18 protein-coding genes are annotated in these 23,001 nt (G+C 58.5%); 12 read left to right on the top strand and 6 right to left on the bottom strand.

Annotation, left to right across the window (positions count from 1 at the left end; translation table 11 throughout):
- Positions 1–11: 11 nt before the first annotated feature.
- The 3 genes from ACWJJK_RS12105 to ACWJJK_RS12095 are packed head-to-tail and all read left to right on the top strand — an operon-like array spanning position 12 to position 3,365.
- A complete protein-coding gene (locus ACWJJK_RS12105; RefSeq protein WP_434130337.1) occupies positions 12–1,529 on the top strand; it encodes a R3H domain-containing nucleic acid-binding protein in 1,518 nt (505 codons plus the stop codon).
- A 21-nt stretch (positions 1,530–1,550) separates the two neighbouring features.
- Complete coding sequence (locus tag ACWJJK_RS12100; protein ID WP_454128112.1) at positions 1,551–2,483, top strand: diacylglycerol/lipid kinase family protein; 933 nt, start codon at positions 1,551–1,553, stop codon at positions 2,481–2,483.
- 39 nt (positions 2,484–2,522) lie between these two features.
- Positions 2,523–3,365, top strand: coding sequence for a metallophosphoesterase family protein (locus tag ACWJJK_RS12095; protein ID WP_454128111.1), 843 nt, complete (start codon positions 2,523–2,525; stop codon positions 3,363–3,365).
- A 70-nt stretch (positions 3,366–3,435) separates the two neighbouring features.
- Here ACWJJK_RS12095 and ACWJJK_RS12090 read toward each other — a convergent pair whose 3' ends face one another.
- Positions 3,436–3,738, bottom strand: coding sequence for a BON domain-containing protein (locus tag ACWJJK_RS12090; protein WP_077729580.1), 303 nt, complete (start codon positions 3,736–3,738; stop codon positions 3,436–3,438).
- Between the two features lie 662 nt (positions 3,739–4,400).
- On the opposite strand from ACWJJK_RS12090, the gene ACWJJK_RS12085 reads away from it, so the two are divergent.
- Complete coding sequence (locus tag ACWJJK_RS12085) at positions 4,401–4,757, top strand: DMT family transporter (protein ID WP_346425837.1); 357 nt, start codon at positions 4,401–4,403, stop codon at positions 4,755–4,757.
- Between the two features lie 424 nt (positions 4,758–5,181).
- Here the strand turns inward: ACWJJK_RS12085 and ACWJJK_RS12080 are convergent, their stop codons facing one another.
- Positions 5,182–6,381: a transglycosylase SLT domain-containing protein gene (locus ACWJJK_RS12080; protein WP_077729645.1), complete on the bottom strand. Its 1,200-nt coding sequence runs from the start codon at positions 6,379–6,381 to the stop codon at positions 5,182–5,184.
- Between the two features lie 124 nt (positions 6,382–6,505).
- Positions 6,506–7,549 (bottom strand): dihydroorotase, encoded by a 1,044-nt coding sequence (gene pyrC / locus ACWJJK_RS12075; RefSeq protein ID WP_454128110.1) that lies wholly within the window; start codon positions 7,547–7,549, stop codon positions 6,506–6,508.
- A gap of 429 nt (positions 7,550–7,978) precedes the next feature.
- On the opposite strand from pyrC, the gene parC reads away from it, so the two are divergent.
- On the top strand, positions 7,979–10,213 hold the full coding sequence (parC, locus tag ACWJJK_RS12070) for a DNA topoisomerase IV subunit A (protein ID WP_454128109.1): 2,235 nt from the start codon (positions 7,979–7,981) through the stop codon (positions 10,211–10,213).
- A gap of 248 nt (positions 10,214–10,461) precedes the next feature.
- Here the strand turns inward: parC and lysM are convergent, their stop codons facing one another.
- A complete protein-coding gene (lysM, locus tag ACWJJK_RS12065; protein ID WP_077729576.1) occupies positions 10,462–10,923 on the bottom strand; it encodes a peptidoglycan-binding protein LysM in 462 nt (153 codons plus the stop codon).
- Between the two features lie 101 nt (positions 10,924–11,024).
- Here lysM and ACWJJK_RS12060 point away from each other — a divergent pair, with 101 nt between their 5' ends.
- The 6 genes from ACWJJK_RS12060 (at position 11,025) to ACWJJK_RS12035 (ending at position 19,166) form a co-directional block, all read left to right on the top strand.
- A complete protein-coding gene (locus tag ACWJJK_RS12060; RefSeq protein ID WP_454128108.1) occupies positions 11,025–12,743 on the top strand; it encodes an autotransporter assembly complex protein TamA in 1,719 nt (572 codons plus the stop codon).
- Positions 12,740–16,189, top strand: coding sequence for a translocation/assembly module TamB domain-containing protein (locus ACWJJK_RS12055; RefSeq protein WP_156881848.1), 3,450 nt, complete (start codon positions 12,740–12,742; stop codon positions 16,187–16,189). Before ACWJJK_RS12060 ends, ACWJJK_RS12055 begins: the two co-directional genes overlap by 4 nt.
- Before the next feature lie 204 nt (positions 16,190–16,393).
- Positions 16,394–17,554 (top strand): WD40 repeat domain-containing protein, encoded by a 1,161-nt coding sequence (locus ACWJJK_RS12050; protein WP_156881847.1) that lies wholly within the window; start codon positions 16,394–16,396, stop codon positions 17,552–17,554.
- A gap of 444 nt (positions 17,555–17,998) precedes the next feature.
- Positions 17,999–18,211 (top strand): DUF2934 domain-containing protein, encoded by a 213-nt coding sequence (locus ACWJJK_RS12045; RefSeq protein WP_077729572.1) that lies wholly within the window; start codon positions 17,999–18,001, stop codon positions 18,209–18,211.
- Positions 18,212–18,473: 262 nt separating this feature from the next.
- Positions 18,474–18,782, top strand: coding sequence for a DUF2288 domain-containing protein (locus ACWJJK_RS12040; RefSeq protein ID WP_086134810.1), 309 nt, complete (start codon positions 18,474–18,476; stop codon positions 18,780–18,782).
- Positions 18,783–18,977: 195 nt separating this feature from the next.
- Positions 18,978–19,166, top strand: coding sequence for a hypothetical protein (locus ACWJJK_RS12035; RefSeq protein WP_077729570.1), 189 nt, complete (start codon positions 18,978–18,980; stop codon positions 19,164–19,166).
- Between the two features lie 8 nt (positions 19,167–19,174).
- On the opposite strand, the gene ACWJJK_RS12030 is transcribed toward ACWJJK_RS12035, so the two are convergent.
- Both ACWJJK_RS12030 and htpG read right to left on the bottom strand, forming a co-directional pair.
- Positions 19,175–19,555: a DUF423 domain-containing protein gene (locus tag ACWJJK_RS12030; RefSeq protein WP_205781107.1), complete on the bottom strand. Its 381-nt coding sequence runs from the start codon at positions 19,553–19,555 to the stop codon at positions 19,175–19,177.
- Positions 19,556–19,882: 327 nt separating this feature from the next.
- A complete protein-coding gene (gene htpG / locus ACWJJK_RS12025) occupies positions 19,883–21,784 on the bottom strand; it encodes a molecular chaperone HtpG (protein WP_156881846.1) in 1,902 nt (633 codons plus the stop codon).
- 344 nt (positions 21,785–22,128) lie between these two features.
- Between htpG and motA the strand changes: the two genes are divergently transcribed.
- Positions 22,129–22,983, top strand: coding sequence for a flagellar motor stator protein MotA (motA, locus tag ACWJJK_RS12020; protein ID WP_156881845.1), 855 nt, complete (start codon positions 22,129–22,131; stop codon positions 22,981–22,983).
- Positions 22,984–23,001: the final 18 nt, after the last annotated feature.

Here is a 23,001-nt window from a genome sequence, read left to right as displayed (position 1 = left end):
CGTGCAAAGATGTGACCGCCAAGACCCATCTCGATGATCTCCACCTGCTCATAAAGCTCCTTCCACCGGAGCTCCAGAAATCCCTAGCGCTGCAAGGCCAGGGGGAATTGCTCGAAATCATCTTGGACTTAGGGCGCCTGCCCCAGGCACGCTATCCCCACGCCGCCCTGAACTTATCGAATCAACCGGTTACCCGCGAAGACCTTGATGCCGTAATCGGCGCCTTGGGTGAATTCGGCGCGGACAACCGCGCCGGCATCGAGGGGACTTTGCACCGCATTTCCGCCATTCGCAACCGGCGGGGCGAGATCATCGGTTTGACCTTGCGCGTGGGGCGCGCGGTATTCGGAACCATCGATCTGATACGTGATCTCGTCGAGAGCGGCAAGAGCCTCGTATTGCTCGGCCGGCCCGGCGTCGGAAAGACGACCAAATTGAGAGAGGTGGCGCGCGTACTGGCCGACGATTTCGGCAAGCGCGTCGTCGTGATCGATACATCCAATGAGATTGCCGGCGACGGCGATGTCCCGCACCCGGCCATCGGCAGTGCCCGGCGAATGATGGTCGCGCATCCGGATCGACAACATGCAGTGATGATCGAGGCGGTGGAAAACCATATGCCCGAAGCGATCATCGTCGACGAAATCGGCACAGCCACGGAGGCAATGGCCGCGCGCACCATCGCCGAGCGTGGCGTTCAGCTGATCGGCACGGCTCACGGCAACACGCTGGAGAATTTAGTTCTGAATCCCACGCTGTGCGATCTGGTCGGCGGCGTGCAAACGGTGACTCTCAGCGACGAAGAGGCCCGGCTTCGGGGCACGCAAAAAACCGTAAGCGAGCGGAAGGCTCCGCCCACCTTCGATATCGTCGTAGAGATTACCGCCAGGGACGAGGTGGTCGTGCACCTGGACACCGCGCAGGCGGTCGATGCCATCCTGAGCGGCACACAGCCCAAAGGCATACGCCGCCAAGGCCCGGTTGCCGTTCAGTCGCCGGTGACGGCGAGCGAACCCGAGTCGGCCGTGGAAATCGCGAGAGAGGTCTTATTCGTCCGCTCCGACCGGCAGCGTCCGGTTCGCATCTATGCTTATGCGCTCAGCCGGGACTCGGTGGAACGCGTGATCCGCGACCTCCACTTGGAGGCCCGCACGGTGAGATATCCGGACCAGGCCGATCTTGTCGTGACGCTGCGCGCGCGGGAAGACGATGCAAGCCTGCAACGCATCGTTCAAGGCGGTCAATTGCCGGTGCATGCCGTCAAGAAGAACACGACCGCTCAGATTCGGCAGCTCCTGCGCAGTCTGTTTCACATCGTTCCCGGCGACAAACAGGACGAGGTCGGGGAAATGGTGCGCGAGACCGAGCGTGCCGTGCAGCAGGTCAAGGCCGAAGGCGTCATGGCGGAACTCTCGCCGCGTTCGGCCGCCTTGCGCCAGATGCAACATCGCATCGTTACCCGCCACGGCTTGGTCGCCGAAAGCATTGGCTGTGAACCACACCGGCATTTGGTGATCTATCCCATGTAATTCCCCCGGTAAAATCAGCTTATGGCCGCCCGTTTGGCGATTATCGTTAGCACTTCTGCGGGTAGTGACGAAAAAAAGGGACTGGAAAAGCGGCTCGAAGAGTTCTTCGTCTCACGCAACCGGGATGCCCGGATATGGGTTGCGAACAGCGGCGATGAAGTTCCGGACCTCGCGCGGCGAGCCCTGGCCGAGAACGCCGATCTGATAGCGGCAGGCGGCGGAGACGGCACCATCAATGCGGTTGCCTCGGTGCTCGCCGAAACCGGCAAGATACTGGGCGTACTGCCGCTCGGCACGCTCAACCACTTCGCCAAGGATCTCGGGATTCCCCTGGATTTGGAGCAAGCCGCGCAAGTTCTTGTCGACGGCAGGGTATCCCAAATCGACATCGGAGAGGTCAACGGCAGGATTTTCGTCAACAATTCCAGCCTGGGGCTGTATCCCAGCATCGTACACGGTCGGGAGACCCTGCAGGACCGCCTGGAATACGGCAAATGGCCGGCGTTTCTCTGGGCATCTCTGTCCGTCTTGCGCCGGTATGCCATTCTGGAAGCCCGATTGCGTGTCGACGACCGGGAACTCGTGCGGCACACGCCTTTCATTTTCGTCGGGAACAATCGGTACCAGGTCGAAGGATTCAATATCGGAGCGCGGACCACCCTCGATTCGGGCTGGCTGTGGCTGTATACCACTCGAGAAATCGGCCGGCTCGGCCTTTTGCGATTCGGGCTCCGCGCGCTCTTGCGGAGTTTGCGTAAAGACAAGGACTTCGACATGATGCGGACCAAGGAGATCGTTATCGAGGCTAGGCACAGCAGCCGCCTTCGGGTCGCTACCGACGGCGAGGTGATCGTCATGCAGACTCCGCTGCATTATCGAATTCGGCCGGGCGCTCTACGGGTGATAGTGCCGAACACGAAGGTCGAGTCTCGCGGAAGCGCCATTGCGAGCTAGGTCCGGCTGCCGATCGGTCGGCGAGGCGTAACGCGGCGCATGCGAACCATCGTCCATCTTTCGGATCTGCACTTCGGCCGCGTCGACAGCTCCCTGGTCGATCCGCTGATCCAATCGGTTCGGGAGATAGGGCCCGATCTGGTCGCGATCTCTGGCGATCTGACCCAACGCGCACGAACCGCTCAATTTCTCGAAGCCCGGCGCTTTCTCGATGCGCTGCCGAAGCCGCAAATCGTGGTGCCCGGCAATCATGACGTACCCCTCTATAATCCGCTGGCCCGTTTTTTCCGGCCGCTGGTCAAATACCGGCGCTATATCGGTGAAAACATCGAGCCCTTCTATGCCGATGAGCAGATCGCCGTGGTCGGCGTCAATACGGCGCGCTCGCTGACCATCAAGAACGGGCGGGTCAATCGAAGGCAGCTGGACCGCATTCGGGAACGCTTGTGTGATTACCCCGGTGCGGTCATCAAGATCGTGGTGACCCATCACCCTTTCGACCTGCCCGAGGGCTTCCGTGAGGGCGATCTGGTCGGCCGGGCGCGGATGGCCATGGAAGCGCTGGCGAGCTGCGGAGTCGATATGTTCTTAGCCGGGCATCTCCATGTCAGCCATTCGGGGCACACGGGAGAACGGTATCGCATCGCCGGTTACAAGGCGCTCGTGATCAGCGCCGGAACCGCGCTTTCGGTCCGCACGCGAAAGGAAAAAAACGCGTTTAACGTGCTCCGGATCGAGCATCCGAAGGTTGTCCTGGAGCGTTGCACATGGGAATCCGAAAATGCGCGTTTCGTTCCCTCTGCCGCGGAGTATTTCGAGCGCCGCGCGGATGGTTGGATGCGTATAAAGGATGATGCCGCCGGGCCGTGCCGGCGCTCCTGACACTGGATCGAGTTTGAGACGATGTTGCGTCGGCCGTTGAATGTGAGTCGGCCACGGCTTACGGTAGCGGTTATTGCATCACGCGGATATCGTTCTTGACGGATCGAACGCCGGCGACGTCTCTCGCGATCGCTTCGGCGCGCTGCTTTTCCGAGGCCGTGTTGACGAAGCCGCTGAGTTGCACGGTACCTTTGAACGTTTCGACCTGGATGTCCAGCCCTTTGACCACTTCATCGCGCAGCAGAGCCGATTTGACCTTGGTGGTAACGGCCGTGTCATCGAGATATTCGCCGGTGCTCTCGCGGGTCTTCGAACCGGCGCACCCGACGACCATTGCGGCTGCGGCCAGGGCGAGAAACTGTCTTCTTTTCATCACGCTGTTCACTCCTTCGATGAACGGCCAAGGATTTCAGGCAGCTATGTCAGAAAGGGATTTCCGACCTTGGATGGCGCCGGACGCAACATCGAAAACGAGGATACGTTTTTGACGGAACGGCAGGGCGCCTGGCGACTTTGCCGGCCGTGAAGCTGGATGAGCAAGTGTGTGAACGACGGGAGAAAGAAAAATGGAACTTCCGTGTTCCCAAAAATACATCCCAGCCAAATTCGGATCAGTCCAGTTACATGCGGAGCATTCCATTTCCGTGTCGAGCATCCTGGCCCGAGGATAGGGAGCGTCCAGAATCCGTTGAAACACTCCAACTCCCTTCGCAACATCCTGGTTGCGTTTGGGAACGTCCTGTTCTTGGCGACATCCTTAAGTCCATTCGCCGTAATCCCGTCCTGCGGGAGCATCCATGTTCCGGACCCGAGATCAGCTCAGGTGGATGTATTTAAGCTCACCACCCCCAAATTAAACATACGTACATTTCCGTACCTTTTGAAAGGACTTGGGAGCAGTTAACCGAATCAGCGGAACGGAAGATCAGCTGGCTCGAAGATCGGGAATCAACGTATGCGAGTCTTGTGGAAAATCAAATCTCGCAAACCGACTCGGCAGAAAGATCGGGTAATATCGTCTGTCTAAACTAGGCTATGGCTTCGCTGCGTAGCGACATTCTTTTAAGCATGGGTTGGACATATTTACTTGTTGCGGGGATATTCGAGATCGTCTGGGCGGTGGGATTGAAATTCACCGAGGGCTTTACGCGTTGGTGGCCGAGTTTAGGCGTAGGCGCCGCCATGATAATCAGTCTGGTGTTCTTGTCCCTGGCGCTGAGGACGATACCGTTAGGCACCGGTTACGCCGTTTGGACTGGAATAGGCGCCGCCGGGACCGCGATTATCGGCATCATACTGTTCAACGAATCCACGGACCTGGTCCGGATCGTCTGCATTCTGCTAATCGTCTTGGGCGTCGTAGGCTTGAAGCTGCTCTACACGGAAAACTGATGCCCGGCTTTGCTTCCGGGAGCGGACGATCGATTCGAGCATTTTCATGCCTACTGTACGGGCACTCGCGCGTAGGTCGGGAATCCCTCCCAATCGCAAACGGTCGCTTTAGTCGCGACCCTTCCAATCGCAAACGGCGTCTTCGGGAGCGCCGAAGCCGCCCTTCCCGACGGTGCCGTTGGGGTAACGGGTTCGTCGGCAAAGGATTGCCGACCTACGAATGCTTGAATCAATTTACCGTCGCCGAAGGCGCCAATGACGCCCGCCGAGCCGGTTTTGCCGTACGAGCGAGATGAAAACGCTCTAAGTACATTCCGCAAATATTTGCGGAATCTCGACAGATTGGCTTGATTGGCGGGGTTGTCCGGCAGGTTGCCTATGCCGCAAGACTTCCCTGAATGTACTTAGCCGGTTTCGCCACTTTTTAGGCTGCTTTGTCCTTGCCGATGCTTATTTTCGGCGAGAATCCCTGATTCAAGCCGGGTATGCCGACGCTCTGGATGTGCATGGCGTTGCTGCCTTCCTCATAACGCGGGAGCCGCCCTTCGGTGTGCCACAATCGATAAGCCAGGGCGGCCGTCAAAACCCGGATCGGATAATCGCGCGGAAGGTTTTGCAGATAGGGCTGGATCGTCACGAAGTCGCGCGCGCCGTACTGCGTCATGATCGAGCGCAAACCGCCGTTGGCCGGCCCGATATTGTAGGCGAGAAGACCGAGGAACAAATCGCCGCGCATCTCCGCCAGATAAAGACGCAGGGTCGCCGCGGCTACGAAGGTATTGTGGCGCTGGTTGAGCATGTCCAGATGGTCGACATCCAGATGTTTCTTGACGACGCTGACCGCCGACTTCGGGGCAGCGGTGATCTGGAAGAGTCCGCGGCCTCCGTCTTTGCTGTCCCGCGGATAGAATGACGATTCCGTAGCGCCGATGCCGACCATGACTTCGGGGTCGACATCGAAGGCCTTGGCAGCTTCGTGGATCGTCGGCAGATAGATTTGGGCTCGCTCGATGATGCGCTGCATTTGAGTCAGATCGGAACGCCGATAGGCGGCAAACACCTGATGCGCAATCGTGTTCCGCTCGGCCTCCTGCATGCCGCCGACCAGGCTGCGAAGCTTGCCGAGATCGCGGCCGAATTCTTCCTGGGCGGCGAACCAGCCGGCTGCGACGGCGACGAAAACCGCCAGGATCGCAGGCAGAATCATGCCTTTGAGCACCAGCTTGGCGCGCATGCCCAGCCAGAGGCGCAACAGCACCGCATTTGCGATCCCTACGGCGAGTACCATTGCGGCGAACGGAAGCAGATTGGACCATAATCCGGTTCCGGCAAACCAATCCACCGAGCGTCCGAATACCGCGATGATTCCGATGAGGGCGGACGCAGCCAATGCCAGGATTTCGGTGCCGATAACGGCGACCCATCGCCACGGGTTCAGTTTTGCCGCGGGCTCGGCGCCTTTCTTGGCCTGTGTCCGTTTCTTTTTCGGCTTGGCCGCGTTATTGGATCGCCGCTTTTTGGGAGGGGATGAGGCAGGAGGGACCAAGTCCAGCTCGCCTTGTACGGGCTTGAGTGGCTTGCTCGGCGCCGCCAGGAATGAATCGGAGGACGAAGCAGGAGGCATCGAAGATTTCTCTTTGGAGATCGACTTGGGACCGGACACGAATCACCTGTTAGTGGAAGTTCCGAATTCCGTCCATGGACTGCCTCGATTCCAGCAATGGAGTGTCTGACGCGTGATTTATCGTTTATCGTAGCCGCTCGACAACACGCCAGCCTATCGTCTCGCCCGCCCTGAGCGGCACCAGGGTATCGTCACCGAATGGGATGGCCTCGGGCATCTTCCACTCGGATTTCTCGATCGCGATTTTTGCCTGATTGCGCGGCAGACGGTAAAAATCCGGGCCGTTGAAGCTCGCAAACGCTTCGAGCTTGTCCAGGGCACCGGCGGATTCGAAAACCGTCGCATAGAGCTCGAGCGCCCCGCGGGCGGTATAACACCCGGCACAGCCGCAGACCGATTCCTTTTGACTGCGTGGATGAGGCGCGCTGTCGGTTCCCAGGAAAAAATTTGGGTTGCCGCTGGTTGCCGCCTCGACCAAGGCCAGGCGATGAGTTTCGCGTTTCAATACCGGCAGGCAGTAAAAATGGGGACGAACGCCTCCGGCCAGCAGGGCGTTGCGATTATAAAGCAGATGATGGGCGGTAATGGTAGCCGCGATGTTCGGCCCGCCGTCCTGCACGAATTGGACGCCGTCCCGTGTGGTGACGTGCTCCAGAACGATGCGGAGCGCCGGAAATCGGCTTGCGATGGCGGTCAGATGCCTGTCGATGAACGCTTTTTCGCGGTCGAAGATATCGACCTCGGCATCCGTCACTTCGCCATGCACCAGCAAGGGCACATCGTATCGCTCCATGGCTTCGAACACCGGATAGATCTTTTCGAGGGTGGCGACCCCGGCTTCCGAATGCGTCGTCGCGCCGGCGGGATAAAGTTTCAGCGCCACGATCTCGGGTTCCTCGGCAACCCGCCGAATTTCCTCGGGCGAGGTTCCCTCGGTGAGATAGAGCGTCATCAGCGGATCGAATTCGAGCCCGGCGGGCAAGGCGTCCAGAATGCGGCGGCGGTAGGCGAGGGCGTCCGCCACGGTGGTGACCGGCGGCTTCAGATTGGGCATGATGACGGCTCGGCTGAATTGCCGTGCGCTGTCCGGCAGCACGTCGCGCATGGCGGCGCCGTCGCGGAGGTGCAAATGCCAGTCGTCAGGGCAGGTGATGGTCAGTCGTTGCATGGATGGCAGTGGATGTTTAAAGACGCAATCTTACAAGATTCGGCGCTGCCGTGGTTTGACGGGCAGCACAAACCCACGATGTGCCGGTTCCCGAGCTCCGGTTTGGGAACCGGGTTTTGCAAGCTCCTGCTTGCCGTATTTCGCGAAGCCGGAGCTTCCAAGGCAGCGTTCCCAATCCGGAGATTGGGAACGAGCGTAACCGTGATAAGGCAGGCGGCTGCGAAAGGACTTAAAATGATCAGTTAAGGAAGCTCTGATTAAGTCCTTCGACAGGCTCAGGACGAACGGTAAGGTATTGATTCCGCTCGTGGTGAGCTTGTCGAACCATAATCGAAATCCACTTACTCAGAGCTTCCTTAACACATCGGCGGAGATGCAACCGCCCAGGCTCTTCTGTTTATCAATCGCTCACTCTCTACCGAAAAAACCGTGAATTCCGTTTCCCACGAACGCATACCATTGAAAGATTTCACCGAGAAGGCGTACCTGGATTATTCCATGTACGTCATTCTCGACCGTGCCTTGCCCAATATCGCCGACGGACTCAAGCCGGTGCAAAGACGCATCGTCTACGCCATGTCCGAGCTGGGTTTATCGGCCCAGGCCAAATATAAAAAATCCGCCCGCACGGTCGGCGACGTATTGGGTAAATACCATCCCCACGGGGATTCGGCCTGTTACGAGGCCATGGTGTTGATGGCCCAGCCGTTTTCCTACCGCTATCCCTTGATCGACGGACAGGGGAACTGGGGCTCGCCGGACGATCCCAAATCCTTCGCAGCCATGCGCTATACCGAGGCGCGCCTGACGCCGTACGCGCAGACCCTGTTGTCGGAGCTGGAGCAGGGTACGGTCGACTGGTTGCCGAACTTCGACGGCACCCTCGACGAACCGGCCCTGCTGCCGGCGCGCTTGCCGAACGTGCTGCTGAACGGCTCGACCGGCATCGCGGTAGGCATGGCGACGGATATTCCGCCGCATAACCTGCGCGAGGTGGTCGGAGCCTGCATTCGTTTGTTGGACGACCCCCGGCTCAGCGTCGAAGAGCTATGCGACTCGATCAAGGGTCCGGATTTCACGACTGAAGCCGAGATCATCACCCCGCGCCAAGATATCGTCCGCATGTACCAGACCGGGAACGGTTCGATCCGCTTGCGGGCGCGGTGGGAGCTGGAAGAAGGGAATATCGTCGTCACCGCATTGCCTCATCAGGTGTCCGGCAACACGATCATGGAGCAGATCGCCGCGCAGATGCAGGCGAAGAAACTCCCCATGGTGGAGGATCTCCGCGACGAATCCGATCACGAGAACCCGACCCGGCTGGTCATCATGTCGCGCGGGCGGCGCATCGACGCGGATCAGCTGATGTCGCATCTGTTCGCGACCACCGATCTGGAGAAGACCTACCGGGTCAATCTCAACATGATCGGGCTGAACGGCAAGCCGCAGGTCAAGAATCTTCAGGAAATCCTGCTGGAATGGCTGAGCTACCGCACCGAGACCGTGCGCCGGCGGCTTCAGTACCGGCTGGACAAGGTCATCGCGCGTTTGCACATCCTCGAAGGCTTGCTGATCGCCTACCTCAATATCGACGAGGTGATCGCGATCATCCGGAACGAAGACGAACCTAAGCCCGTGCTGATGGAGCGTTTCGGGCTGAGCGACGTGCAGGCCGAGGCCATTCTGGAACTGAAGCTGCGTCATCTGGCCAAGCTCGAGGAAATCAAGATTCGCGGCGAACAGGACGAGCTGGAAAAGGAACGGGCCAGCCTTGAAGCCACGCTGGGTTCACAGAAGAAGCTAAACGCTCTGATCAAGAACGAGCTGAAACAGGACGCCGAAAAATACGGCGATGCGCGCCGTTCCCCCATCGTCGCTCGCCAGGCGTCCCAAGCCCTGGACATTACCGTAGTGATCGGCAGCGAGCCGGTCACGCTCATTCTTTCCGAAAAAGGCTGGATTCGCGCCGCCAAAGGGCATGATATCGATCCGACCACGCTCGCTTTCCGGTCCGGCGACAGCTTTCTCTCTGCCGCGCTCGGGCGCAGCAACCAGCCGGCCTATTTCCTCGATTCAACGGGCCGAAGTTACGCCGTGCCGGCCCATGAGTTCCCATCCGCCCGCTCCCAGGGAGAACCCCTGACCGGACGGCTCAACCCGCCGCCGGGTGCGCTGTTCAAGGCAGTGCTGGCAGGTGCGGACGACGACTGGTATCTGTTCGCGACCGACAGCGGCTATGGTTTCATTACCCAGCTCAAGGAGCTCCACACCAAGAACCGGGCGGGCAAAGCCCTGCTGACGGTACCGGAACATGCGAAGGTCCTGACGCCGGTACTGGTCGGTCAACCCGAGTCCGATCTGGTGGCGATCGCCACCGCGCAAGGCCGGTTTCTGGTATTCCCCATCAGCGAGATCCCGGTCCTCAACAAGGGCAAAGGCAATAAGCTGATCCAGATTCAACCGGCGGATCTGGCCGCGCGGCAGGATTACGTAGTAGCCATGACTGCCGTGCCCCCCGACGCCGGTCTGAAGGTTCACTGCGGCAAGCGTAGCCTGAGCGTGACGGCCAAGGATCTGGCCCATTACCAAGGATCGCGCGCGCGGCGCGGAAATCCGCTGCCGAAAGGCTTTCAGCGGGTGGAGCAACTGACGCTCCTAGTCTGAGGGACGTGGCCGAAAACAAGGTTCCGATTGGCGCTCCTGGTGTAGGGTGGGTTAGGCGCGCATGACCACGAACGATGCCGTGATCGCAGGACTCTCAGCGCGCCGTAACCCACCGACACCGCGGCCTTGTCCGGTGGGTTACGGCGCGCGGAAACTCCGCTGGAACTTTGTGGATTCCGTGCGATGCGTGCCTAACCCACCCCACAATCGGTTTCGAGGAGAACGAGGCGTTATCGGTCGCCAGCTCTCTAATGCTCGGTCGGAATCCGTATCTTCTGCCCCGGAAAGATCAGGTCGGGGTTCTTGATGACCTCGCGGTTCGCTTCGAAAATCTTCGAATACTTGTTGGGATCCTTGTAGAACTGCTGCGCGATTTTGGAAAGGGTGTCGCCGGACTGGATGACGTAGTACTGCGTGTCGCCGTAGGTCTCCGCCGCCTGGGGGCTAGCTACGCCTGCCGGCAGCTTGACGCCTTCCACCTTCACCGCTTCGACGCCCTTGATGTTGCCGGCCATCAGTGCGGCTTTCTGCAAAGCCTCCGCCGAGTCCGCCTCGCCGGAGAGATAGGCGACGGAATCACGGTAATCCACCTTCAGGTTCTTGATGCCGGGATTGTTTTCGTTGATGTGCTCTTCTATTTTTCGGGCGGCCTGGCCTTCCTCGCTGAAGAGCCGATGTCCGATGTCCTTTGCAAAATCGAAAAGTCCCATGATTGTTACTCCTTTGCTTTTCCGTGTTTGTAGCCTCTGCGATCATTAGACCATCTGTGCTGCGAGTTTATTCGGCGCAAACGGGATTACGGGGAACAGGGGTGCGGTGGATCTTATTGCTCAGTTGCTTGCTATGTTTCGCATCCGCATGGAGCGCCGAACAGGTTGCGATCAGAATCGAGGGGCTCGACGAGAGGCTGGAAAGAAACGTCCGTGCGCTGCTGACCATCGCCCAGGCGGAAAGCATGAGCGACCCGCACAGGATTCGCATCGCTCACGAGCGCGCGCCGGACGAGATCCGAAGAGCGCTGGAACCGTTCGGGTACTACCGCCCGAAAATCGACGCGGCGTTGACGCGCGAAGGGCCGGGCTGGCTGGCGGTCTACCGAATCGATCCGGGAGATCCGATCAAGCTGAGCGAAGTGGATGTCCGCTTGACGGGCGAAGGTCTCGAACTGCGGGAATTCAAAACCTTGATTGCACGCTTTCCGCTGAAGGAGGGTGATGTTCTCGACCATACCCGTTACGAAAAGGGAAAGGAGGCGTTCTCGGAAGCCGCGACCGAGTTCGGGTTTTTCGACGCCAGCTTCAGCCGTGCTGAAATTTTGGTGCATCTTTCGGATTACCGATCCGAGATCCATCTGCATTTCGATACCGGCAAACGTTACCACTTCGGCGAAGTCTCGTTCTCGGAGACACCGCTCAAGCCGTCGCTGCTCGAACGCTTCGTGAATTTCCACGCGGGCGAACCTTTTCGTTCTTCGACCCTGGTCAGGCTTCAGAAGAACCTGCTCGACAGCAGTTATTTCAGCAAGGCCGACGTCATCCCGCACCCCGAGCAGGCGGATGCTCGACAGGTCCCGGTTTCGGTTTCATTGGCGATGCAGCCGAAAAACCGATTTCAGGCCGGTGCGGGATACGGCACGGACACCGGCCCGCGCTTAACCCTGGGCTATCGCAATCGTTACCTGAATCGCCATGGACATAGCTTCTACGCCGACCTGCGGCTGTCGCTCATCCGTACCGAACTCGACGCGCTATACGCCATTCCCTTGAAGCGTCCGGAAAAGGATCAGCTCGGCTTTGCCGCGCAAATCGGCACCGAGGATACCCTGGCCGGTACAGCCGAAGTCGCACGCATCGGCATCAGGCATTCGACCGCCCGTTGGGGTTTGCGGGAAGTATTGTCGCTGGATCTGCAGCGCGAGCGTTTCGATGTGGGCGAGGGTCCGCAGACTGCGGTTTTGTTGCTTCCGAGCCTGGGTTATACCTGGTTGAGCTCGGAAAACGTGCTGAATCCCGAGCGCGGGGCGCGTATCGACCTGATCGGGAACGGAGCTTCGAAAGACCTGCTATCCGATGTTTCGTTTTTCAAGCTGCGGCTCAACGCCAAGGGGATCTACAGCCTGGGGGAGCGCAACCGGCTGATCGCGCGCGCCCAGCTCGGCTATATCGCGACCGACGAATTCAGCGAGCTGCCGCTTACGCAACGCTTTTATGCCGGCGGCGACAAGTCGGTGCGCGGCTATCGTCTGAACGAAATCAGCGCGAGGAATGAGGACGGGGATCGAATAGGCGGACGCTATTTGACCGTCGGCAGCCTCGAATACGAGCGAACCTTGTTCGGGCCTTGGAGCGTAGCCGCATTTTACGATGTCGGACGGGCCGTCAACGATTTCGACGATCCGTTCAGTCATGGGGTGGGCTTGGGAGCCCGGTGGCGTTCGCCCATAGGTCCGGTTCGGCTCGATTTCGCCGTGCCCCTGTCGAGGTCGGAGGATGCGTTTCAGGTGCATCTGGTTCTGGGTCCCGACCTATGAAACGTGTTGCGGCGGTTGTATTGGCCGTCTTTCTTGTCTTTGCCGCCGTCGGCTACGTGCTGCTCGCGACCGAGATCGGCCTGACCTGGCTGGTTCAGGGAGCTGAGCGCAGCCTCGAGAATCTGAAGGTCGGACGAACGGCGGGTTCGGTGTTGGGCGGATTTTCGCTACAGGATCTGGGATATCGGGATGAGGGACTGAGCGTCGAGCTCCGGGAACTCGAGATCGAATGGCAGCCGAGCGCCTTATTGCGTGGAACCTTGCATCTCGATGCGGTTCGCTTAAGGGATGTCCGAGTTGTGCAAACCGCTGAAGCCGCGCCGGAGCCGAAAGCTCCCCGGTTGCCCGATTTACGCTTGCCGCTGGATGTGGCGATCGGCGACGTAGAAGTCCGCGATGCCACGTGGCAGTCGTCCGAAGCGGCGGAGCCGATCCGTCTGGAACGGATCGATGCGGGTCTGAAACTTCGCGAAGGCCGCATGACGGTCGAACGGCTCAGCGTAAAAACGCCCGAGGTCAGCGCATCGCTCGGCGGAACCATCGCTCCCGGCGAAGAACGACCTATCGACCTCGATACCGCATGGACCGTCGAGCTGCCGGACCGGCCGAAAATTGCCGGGGGCGGAAGGATTACAGGAGACCTGGAGCGGATTTCGACGGTCCAGCGGATTACGGCTCCGACGGCAATGCGCGTGACGGCGGAGGTCCTGATCCGAGAAAATTCCCGCGCTTGGAATGCCGAGGTCGATCTTCCCGAATTTCCGTTGGACCGGCTCGATCGGGACTGGAAGGCGTGGCCGTTCTCCGCACAGTTGAAAGGCGAGGGCACCAGCCGCACAGCCAAGGTTTCCGGAGATTTCGCGTTGACCGTGCCGGACGTGGGCCAAGCGCGAGGGCGCTTGGACCTGAGCTACCGGGACCCCGGCGAACTTGCGCTCGAAGCGCTCATCCTGAGGCTCCCCGAGACCGGAACGGAGATCGCTATCTCGGGGCAGGTTCGCGGTCTTCAGGAAACACCGGAAATCGATCTGGAGGCCCGATGGAAGAACCTGCTCTGGCCGCCGCAAGCGGATGGCGCATGGCGGAGTCCCGAAGGAAGGTTGACCGTTGCCGGAACCCGCTCGGATGTCCGGGTCGAACTTGACGGGCTGATAAGGGATCAGCGGGTTCAGGCGAAAGGAAACATCGGATTTCCGGAAGACGCCGTCGTGTTCCGGGATTTTCGCGTGAACAGCGTGTCCACGGCCCTGGTGGTGGACGGCGCTTGGGGGCCGCAGTTGAATCTCCGCTGGACACTGAGGTCCGACGATTTGGGAATCTGGCTGCCGGGCGCCAAAGGCCGGATGACGAGCAGCGGAAAGCTGGAAGGAGCCCGATCGGCGCCTGCCGTCGAAGCGGAGCTCAATGCCGCCGGCTTGAAATACCAGGAGTACGGCGTACGGGATTTGAGCCTGACGCTCAATGCGGGCGCCGCGCCCAACGCGCCGTTGACCTTCGATCTACAAGGGAATTCGGTCCGCTTCGACACATATACCATGGATATCGGACTTTCCGGACGCGGCAGCCGGGAAAGACATGAATTGACCGGACGGATCGACAGCCCGCCCTATGCGCTAGCCTTCGAAGCGGAAGGCGGGTTGCGCGAAGATGCCTGGAGCGGCGTACTGAGCAGGTTCGATCTCAAGGAACCTCGATCGGGTTCCTGGACCCTGCGCGAGCCCGCAAGATTGAAGCTCGGGCGAACCCGAAGCGAGATCGAGGAAATCTGTTTGACCAACCGGGACGCACGCTGGTGTTTCGAAGGAGAGATCGCCGAAGGCGGCGAATGGTGGGCCGCCGCCCGCGTGTCGGGTGTTCCCTTAAAGCTATTCGGGGCTGAATTGCCGGAGCCGATGCCTATCTCGGGCATGCTGGAAGGCAGCGCCGTACTTCGCGGCAAAGACGATCTGATAGATCAAGGCATTCTGGATCTCGATGCGGAAGGCTTAGCGTTCGATCTTACCGTCAACGAGTCGAAGAAGGTTCGGATAAGACCGGAAACGGCATCGATATACGCGGATCTTTCCGGCCAAATATTGACGATGCAAGTCGGAATACGTCAGGCGGGACTCCTGGACATCCAAGGGGCGCTGGAGAGCCGGGGAACCTTCCGATTGGCCGAGCTTCAGGATCTGCCGGTGTCGGGACGTCTGACCGTCGATTTGGAAACCTTGGCGGTGTTCGAACCCTGGCTGGCGCAAATCGAAGGCTTGAGCGGCTCGTTCCGGGCGGATTTAGGGATCAAAGGCACAGCGAGAGCGCCTTTGTTGGATCTCGAGGCCAGCGTGCCGGATGCCGGTTTTCGCGTACCTCAGTTGGGCATCGGTATCGAACATTTGACGCTGCGGGCGAATTCGGTAGACCAACGACAAATCCGGCTCGAAGGGAGCGCGATGTCGGGTGGCGGAACCGTACGGATGAGCGGCCTCTGGCGGCTTGACGGTACGGCGGGCTGGCCCTTGACCTTGAATCTGGACGGAACCCGGTTTCTCGGCGTCGACACGCCGGAAGCCAAGGTCTACTTGTCGCCGGATATCAACATCATGACCGAACGGCAGCGGATCGATATGCGGGGACGGGTAGATGTTCCGGAAGCGTTTATCAACGTTCCCAAGAAGGAACAGGCCGTGACCCCGTCCGAGGACGTCGTGCTGGTCAACGGCGAACCGGGCGAGGAGGAAACAGAGTTTCGACTGCATAGCGACGTTCAAGTCGTCCTCGGCGACAAGATTCAAGTAAAGGCCGCCGGCTTCCAAGGCGAAATCGGCGGCAGGGTAAGAATCGTTCAGGAGCCGAACGAAGAGGCGCGCGGAACCGGGCAGATCGTGGTTCAGGACGGTACCTATTCCTTCTATGGGGTTGACTTGACCATAGACGACGGGCGTTTGATTTTCACGGACACGCCGGTGGACAACCCCGGATTGGACGTTACCGTCACCCGCAGGCTGGACCAGGTAGTGGCCGGTGTGCGGGTACTCGGCTCGCTCAAGAACCCCAACGTTTCCTTGTACTCCATACCGCCGTTGCCCGAAGCGGACATTCTCGCCTACCTGATCGCCGGAAAACCCATGGACTTTGCGCCGCGCGAGGAAGGCGACAGGCTGAGAAATGCCGCTTCTTCCCTGGGCGGAGCGGCCGGAAGTCTGCTCGCGAGAGAAATCAGCAGCCGGTTCGGACTGGGGGGACTATTGGACGAGATCGGAGTCGGAACACCGAACGGCACCGAAACCACATCGCTATTCTTGGGGAAATACCTAACGCCGCGGCTTTACCTGCAATACGGTCTCGGCATATTCCAGTCGAGCAACGTGTTCAAGCTGCGCTATAAGCTCAATGAGCATTGGCGGCTTCAATCGGAGACCGGAGAGCAGAGCGGGGCGGACATTCTTTTCGAATGGGAGAGATAACGCTCCGGAGCCATCGACTCGTCGACGAGCGATATCGGATTTCTTGCGTCGCATCGGCCAATGCGTCGAAAGGGGACAAGCTTGCCGTTGGCGCAATCGGTTCGCTAGCATTCCTTTCCATGAACCCCGGTAGCGGTAGGGTTATTTAAAGAATAAGCTTGTCATCGGTATTGCATCGAAACGCTCAGGAATTCTGTTTCAATCATGAACGCGTTGTTGTCGTTTATCCAAAAACTGCTCATCGGATTGTTCGTACTAGGCCTTGCGGTGCTGGTACTGGTCGCGCTGATTCGTTACCAGGGCGATGAAGGTAAGGATCGAAAATCCTGGAAGCAGGCCAAAACCCAGAATACCATCGAGGGATACTTGGACTATCTGCGGGATTGCCAAGCGTGTCCACACGAGCAGGATGCGGAAAAAGCATTGGATCAGCTTCAGCGCCAGCGGGGATTGGTCGCCCGGCTCGAGCGCACGCACTTGCCGCCACGCGCCGGCATCGCCCTTCCCATTTTTTCGCCTGACGGACGGGACATTCTGGCGGTGGGCGGAACCAGCCTATATTTTTGGGATTCGACCACGGGACGGCGGTTGATCCGGGACAAGAACGGCTTTCAGACCCGCGGCGGTCGCTATTTGGAGGCTTTGGCATATTCTCCGGACGGCCTCCGGATCGCGGCCGGAATGTCCGGGCACGAAGGCGGGTATCTCGTGTTGTGGGATCAAAAAACCGGAGAGCTGCTGGCGGACTACGCCGTGGAGTGGTACGACGTGAAGTCCGTCGCATTTTCGCCGGACGGCAAATCCGTGGGGTGGATCGCCCGTGGACCGGCCGGAATCTGGGAACCGGGCAGCGGAAAATTCTTGCGCGCTACGCATGAGGGATCGGACGCTTTGGCGTTCGTTCGCAGGGACGACGGCAAGCCCCTTTTGGTCACTGCCTCGGGCAGGGAAGTTTGGTTTTGGGATGCGGCGTCCATGGAGATCGCCAAGCAATCCGAGCTCAATACCGACCGATCCCTTCTGGGTTTGAGTCAGGACGGTTTCTTGGTGGCGTTTCGCGAGGGGCCTGTTCTCGAACTCTGGGATACGCGATCAGGCACACTCATCGCCAGCTTGGGAGATCATGACAGCGAGATTGCGGGTTTCTGCCGCGAAAGCCGGAAAGGCTGGATAGCGGTGGGTACGAAAAGCGGCAATCTATACCTTTGGGATATTGCGGAGGCCAAAAAGCTGGGAAGTGTGCTCGCACACGAGGGTTCCATCGAGCAGATCGCATGCTCGAGGCAGGGCAAGGTGGTAACCGTCGGTTGGGATGCCGCCAAGGTGTGGGATCTCGAGAAGCTGCGCCATGCGAGCCAGGAGTAAAGGGTAGTCCGGCTGTCCTCCTGCGAGCGGAAGCCCACGACCGCGAATCGTAGCAATCTAATCCGGCAGGATACGAACTCTTACGTATTCTCCACACGAAACCACGACGGTTAAATACACCCACTCGAACGACAGCCGTAGGCTGGCAAAACCTCCGAAGGATGACGTCGAGTTCGGAACCGGAACGTTCCAATAAGGACCGCAATACGGCTTAGAAGCAGAGGGATTTTTGCCGAAGGACAGGACGTTCTTGACGGATCCGGGATGTTCCGTAGGAGATTGAGACAATTCTTAATCCAACCGGGATGGTTGCAATGGATTTGAATTGATCCTATGTGACCGGACAATCCGAGTTCGGCTGGGATGCAATTTCGAACAGGGAGGTTCTCGTTTCTCTTCTGTCTTTAAGGAAAAAGAAATTAGAAATTAGGAGGTTCTCTTGCTATGGCTAGGAAAGCGCTGAAAGCCGTGGATGACATGTCGGAAGATTTGATGTCGGATGCTCCGAGCAATCCGGTTCCATTTCCCGATGACGAGATAAACCAAAAGATTGCCGAAGCCGCGTATTACCGTGCTGAAAAGCGGGGCTTTGTTCCAGGTTACGAAGTCGAAGATTGGCTAGAGGCTGAAAAGGAAATCAGAGCGGGTTCCCTTTAAGCAGGTTTTTCGACTCTCTAGATTCGGTTTCCCCAGAAGGCAGAAATATCCCCCACCCAAATATACCGTTTCTGCCTTCTTCTTTTTTTATCCCCACCGCATGTGATGAGGATAAAAACAGGACTCTCTTTTATCCCTCCATTTCTGCGATCATAATCGAGCGATTCGACCGATAGGCGAAGCTTGGCGGCTGCCGGTTCAGTGAATTCGCGAGCGTTTCTCGATTCCAATCCTTTATTTGATGACTTTAGAAACAGCCAAAATGCACGATACCGAACTGCGCCAGAAACTTGCGGCGGAAACCGGACAAATCGGCTGGCAGGAGCTGGAGCGCCATTTTGCCAGAGGCGTCTTAATCGTTATTGGACCGGAATTGAACTTGGTCGAGGCTGCGGCAAAGATAGCCGAAGACGATAAAAGCGCTTTGCAAGAGTGGATCCAAAGAGGGCAGGTTGTGCGGGCGACCGACGATCACGCCAGGCGATGGGTCGATTCGAAGTGCACCTTTTGGGCCGTGGTCGTTGCGCCGTGGGTGTTGGTGCAAGAGAGTCGACCGCCCAAAGCGCACTAGAGTCCTTGGTCAGACTATCGATCTTATTAATCAGGCCCGTAAATACCCTCCTGGTATTTCGGGCCGCCGCCCAGGCCCGGTACACGCCCGGCCTGGGCTCACGCGGCTTGTCGCCGCGCCGGGGCATCCCTGCCCCGGATTAACCCGGCCTATATTTATAGGCCGGGTTAATAGTAAGCGTCTGGATCCGAGATTATGAGCACCAGAGCGAAATGCTTCATCACGCTGATAGGCTTGATGATATTGGATATTTTTCCGATACCGGTCGTCGGGCTGATCGGATTGTACGTCATTATCAACCGCCCGCGATGGTTCCTCGAAACGGTCAACCGATTGTACGACGAGCGAGGCAAAACCACCGTGAGCGCCGACGAGGAGATCTGAAGGGTCGGTTATTCCCGTTCGAGCCGCCAGGCTGAAAGCCCTAGCAGGAACCAGCCGGTGAGAAACGACAAGCCCCCGAAGGGGGTAATCCAGCCCAGCCAGCGAACTCCGGTGATACTCAAGACATAAAGGCTTCCGGAAAAAAGTACGATTCCTGCGAACATGAACCAGCCGGCCTTGACAAGAAGGCGCGTATCGGGGAGTTGTTTGGCCGTTATGCCGATCAAGGCAAGACCCAGCGCATGCCACATCTGATATTCCACGCCGGTGCGGTAAATCGCGAGGTGGTATTCGTCCAGAACCGCTCGTAATCCGTGAGCTCCGAATGCGCCCATGGCGACGCCGAGGAATCCGGCAGCAGCGCCGAGAAGAAGAAAGGTCCTGTGCACAATAACTCCAAGTACGGGTTTTAAAAGCGTTTTCCGGTTCGTCGGCAAGGGATTGCCGACCTACAAGAGCGTTGCGAGTAGGTCGGGAATCCTTTCCCGACGCAGCCGTTCGGCGATTCGCTGAGTCGGCAGAGGATCGCCGAACGGCTAAATCCATCGTCGCGGTCAGCGCCGCCTTATGGATTATTAATCAGGCCCGTCAATACCCTCCTGGTATTTCGGGCCGCCGCCCAGGCCCGGTACACGCCCGGCCTGGGCTCACGCGGCTTGTCGCCGCGCCGGGGCATCCCTGCCCCGGATTAACCCGGCCTATATTTATAGGCCGGGTTAATAGTGCATGACAGCTTGAAGCAAGCCGTTCAAACGGCGGACGAAGGCGGCGGTATCGTCCAGCTGGCCGCCTTCGCTGAGGACCGCCTGGTCATAAAGAATATGGGTCAGATCGGCGAAGCGCGATTCGTCCGCCTCGTCCTTGAGCCTTGTCACTAGGGGATGATCGGGATTGATCTCGAAAATCGGTTTGCTGGCCGGTACGTCTTGCCCGGCCGATTTCATGATGCGTTCCATGGTACGGCTTAACCCGTAGGTTTCGCTGACCAGGCAAGCCGGAGAGTCGGTCAGGCGAGCGCTGATTTTCACATCGCTGATCTTGTCGCCCAGCGTTTGCTTGATTTTGTCGATAACGGGCTGGAACGCCTTGCTGGCTTCCTCGGTATGCTTCTTGTCCGCTTCGTCGGCAAGGGTGCCCAGGTCCAGATCCCCCTTGGCCACCGATTGCAGATGCTTTCCTTCGAAATCGGTGAGATAGCTGACCAGCCAGTCGTCGACCCGATCGTGCAGCAGGAGTACTTCCAATCCCTTGCGACGGAAGATTTCCAGGTGCGGACTGTTTTTGGCCGCGGCGTAATTCTCGGCGGTAATATAGTAAATCTTGTCCTGCCCCTCCTTCATGCGGCCGACGTAATCCTCCAGGGAAACGTTCTGGACATCGGAATCGTTATGAGTGGAGGCGAAGCGCAGCAGTTTGGCGATGCGGTCGCGGTTCTTGAAGTCTTCGATCGGACCTTCCTTGATGACCTGGCCGAATTCCTTCCAGAAAGCTTGGTATTTTTCCCGCTCGTTCCTGGCCACGTCCTCCAACAGACCGAGAACCTTCTTGACCGCGCCGGAGCGGATTTTTTCGAGCAGCGCGTTTTCCTGAAGAATTTCCCGCGAAACGTTCAAGGGGAGCGAATCGGAGTCGATCACGCCGCGGACGAAGCGGAGATAACGGGGCATCAGCTTCTCCGATCCTTCCATGATGAAAACCTTCCGCACGTAAAGCTTTACGCCGTGCTTCGCGTCGCGGTCCCACAGATCGAACGGCGCATGCGACGGAATGTAGAGCAGAAGGGTGTATTCGTTGGTGCCCTCCACGCGGCTGTGGAGGCGAGCCAGAGGCTCCTGAAAGTCGTGGGAAACGTGCTTGTAGAATTCGTTGTATTGCTCGTCCGAAATCTCATCCCTGTTCTTTGCCCATAAGGCGGAAGCGCTGTTGACGGTTTCCCACTCGTCCGCTGCCGGCTTTTCGTCTCCGTACGCTTCCTTCTTCATCAGGATCGGCAAGGAAATGTGATCGGAGAATTTGCGTATGATCGACCGGAGTTTCCAACCGTCCAGGAACTCGTCCTCGCCTTCGCGGAGGTGCAGCGTAATCTTCGTTCCGTGCTCGGGTTTTTCGATGGTTTCCAGCGTGTAATCGCCTTCGCCCTTGGATTCCCAGCGTACCCCTTGGGCCGCGTCCAGACCAGCCTTGCGGGTTTCCAGGGTGACTTTGTCGGCAACGATGAATGCGGAATAAAAGCCCACGCCGAACTGGCCGATGAGCTGGCTGTCCTTCGCCTCGTCCCCGGTCAGCGACTCGAAGAACTGGCGGGTGCCGGAGCGGGCGATGGTCCCGATGTTCTCGCGGACCTCGTCGCGGGTCATGCCGATGCCGTTGTCGGTAATGGTCAAAGTCCGGTTCGTTTTGTCGTGTTCGATCCGAATCTTCAGCTCGCTGTCGCCCTCGTACAGCGCATCGTTTCCCAGTGCCATAAAGCGGAGCTTGTCGGCAGCGTCGGATCCGTTCGAGATGAGCTCGCGCAAGAAGATTTCCTTGTTGCTGTACAAGGAGTGAATCATCAGGTGCAGAAGCTGTTTTACCTCAGCTTCGAACCCAAAAGTTACCTTGCTTTCTGCTACGGTCATGGCAGTGACTTTCCTCCGGAGGTTTAAGTGGATCGACTCTATTAATCAGGCCCGTAAATACCCTCCTGGTATTTACGGACCACCGCCAAGGCCGGTTACACGTCCCGCCTTGGCTCACGCGGCTTGTCGCCGCGCCGGAACATCCCTGCCCTGGGTTAATAAGATGACGATGAGAATTTGGGGCGATCCTTCCCGTTTTCAAGTCTGTTTCGTTTTTTGAGACGAGCGCCACGTTTTTTTCGTCTAGACTTTTTTCGAGCCTGCTGTGGCTCGGACAACCAGCACCAAACTTCGACCGGCTATCCGTGCCGCCCTTCAGTTAAGCATCTCCAAAGAGTTAACGCATGTTCGTCATTATCGGTTACATCATCGTCGTGGGCGCCATTCTGGGCGGTTTTTTGATGGCGGGAGGCCATATCGGCGTTCTTATTCAACCGAACGAGGTCATCATCATTTTCGGCGGCGCGCTCGGCGCATTCGTCGTGTCGAACAATCCCAAGGTCTTGAAAGCCGTTTTCGGCGCGTTGATGAGCTCCCTGAAGGGTTCCAAATACAACCAGGCGCTTTATCTTGAAACCTTGACGCTCTTGTATCGGATCTTCAACAAGATCCGTCAAAATGGGCTGTTGTCCATCGAAGGGGATATCGAGACGCCGGATCAAAGCGAATTGTTCAAATCCGCGCCCAAGGTGCTGGCCGACCATCACGCGGTCGAGTTCATCACCGATTATTTGCGCTTGATGACGAGCGGCAGTTTGGACGTCCATCAAATCGACAATCTGATGGACATCGACATCGAAACCCATCACGAGGAAGGCCACCTGCCCATACAGGCGCTGCAGCGCCTCGCGGACGGCATGCCGGCGTTCGGCATCGTCGCCGCGGTCATGGGCGTGGTGCATACCATGGAGTCGGTGGGTTTGCCGCCGGCGGAACTCGGCAAGCTGATCGCCGCGGCACTGGTCGGCACATTTCTGGGTATTTTGGTTGCCTATGGTTTCATCAGTCCCCTGGCGGGTCTGTTGGAACAACGTTTGGCGGAATCGACGAAGTATTATCAAAGCATCAAAGCCGGGCTGATCGCCTCGATAAACGGTTACGCCCCATCCACCGCCGTGGAATTCGCCCGCAAAGCGATGTTTTCCGCGGAGCGTCCGGAATTCTCCGAATTGGAGAAGCATCTCAAAGAAAGCCGTTAACGAGCTTATCCGGATAAG

Source organism: Methylocaldum gracile, from assembly GCF_053646815.1.
Note: the sequence above shows the minus strand (reverse complement) of the source record. Positions and strands in the feature narration are given on the sequence as shown.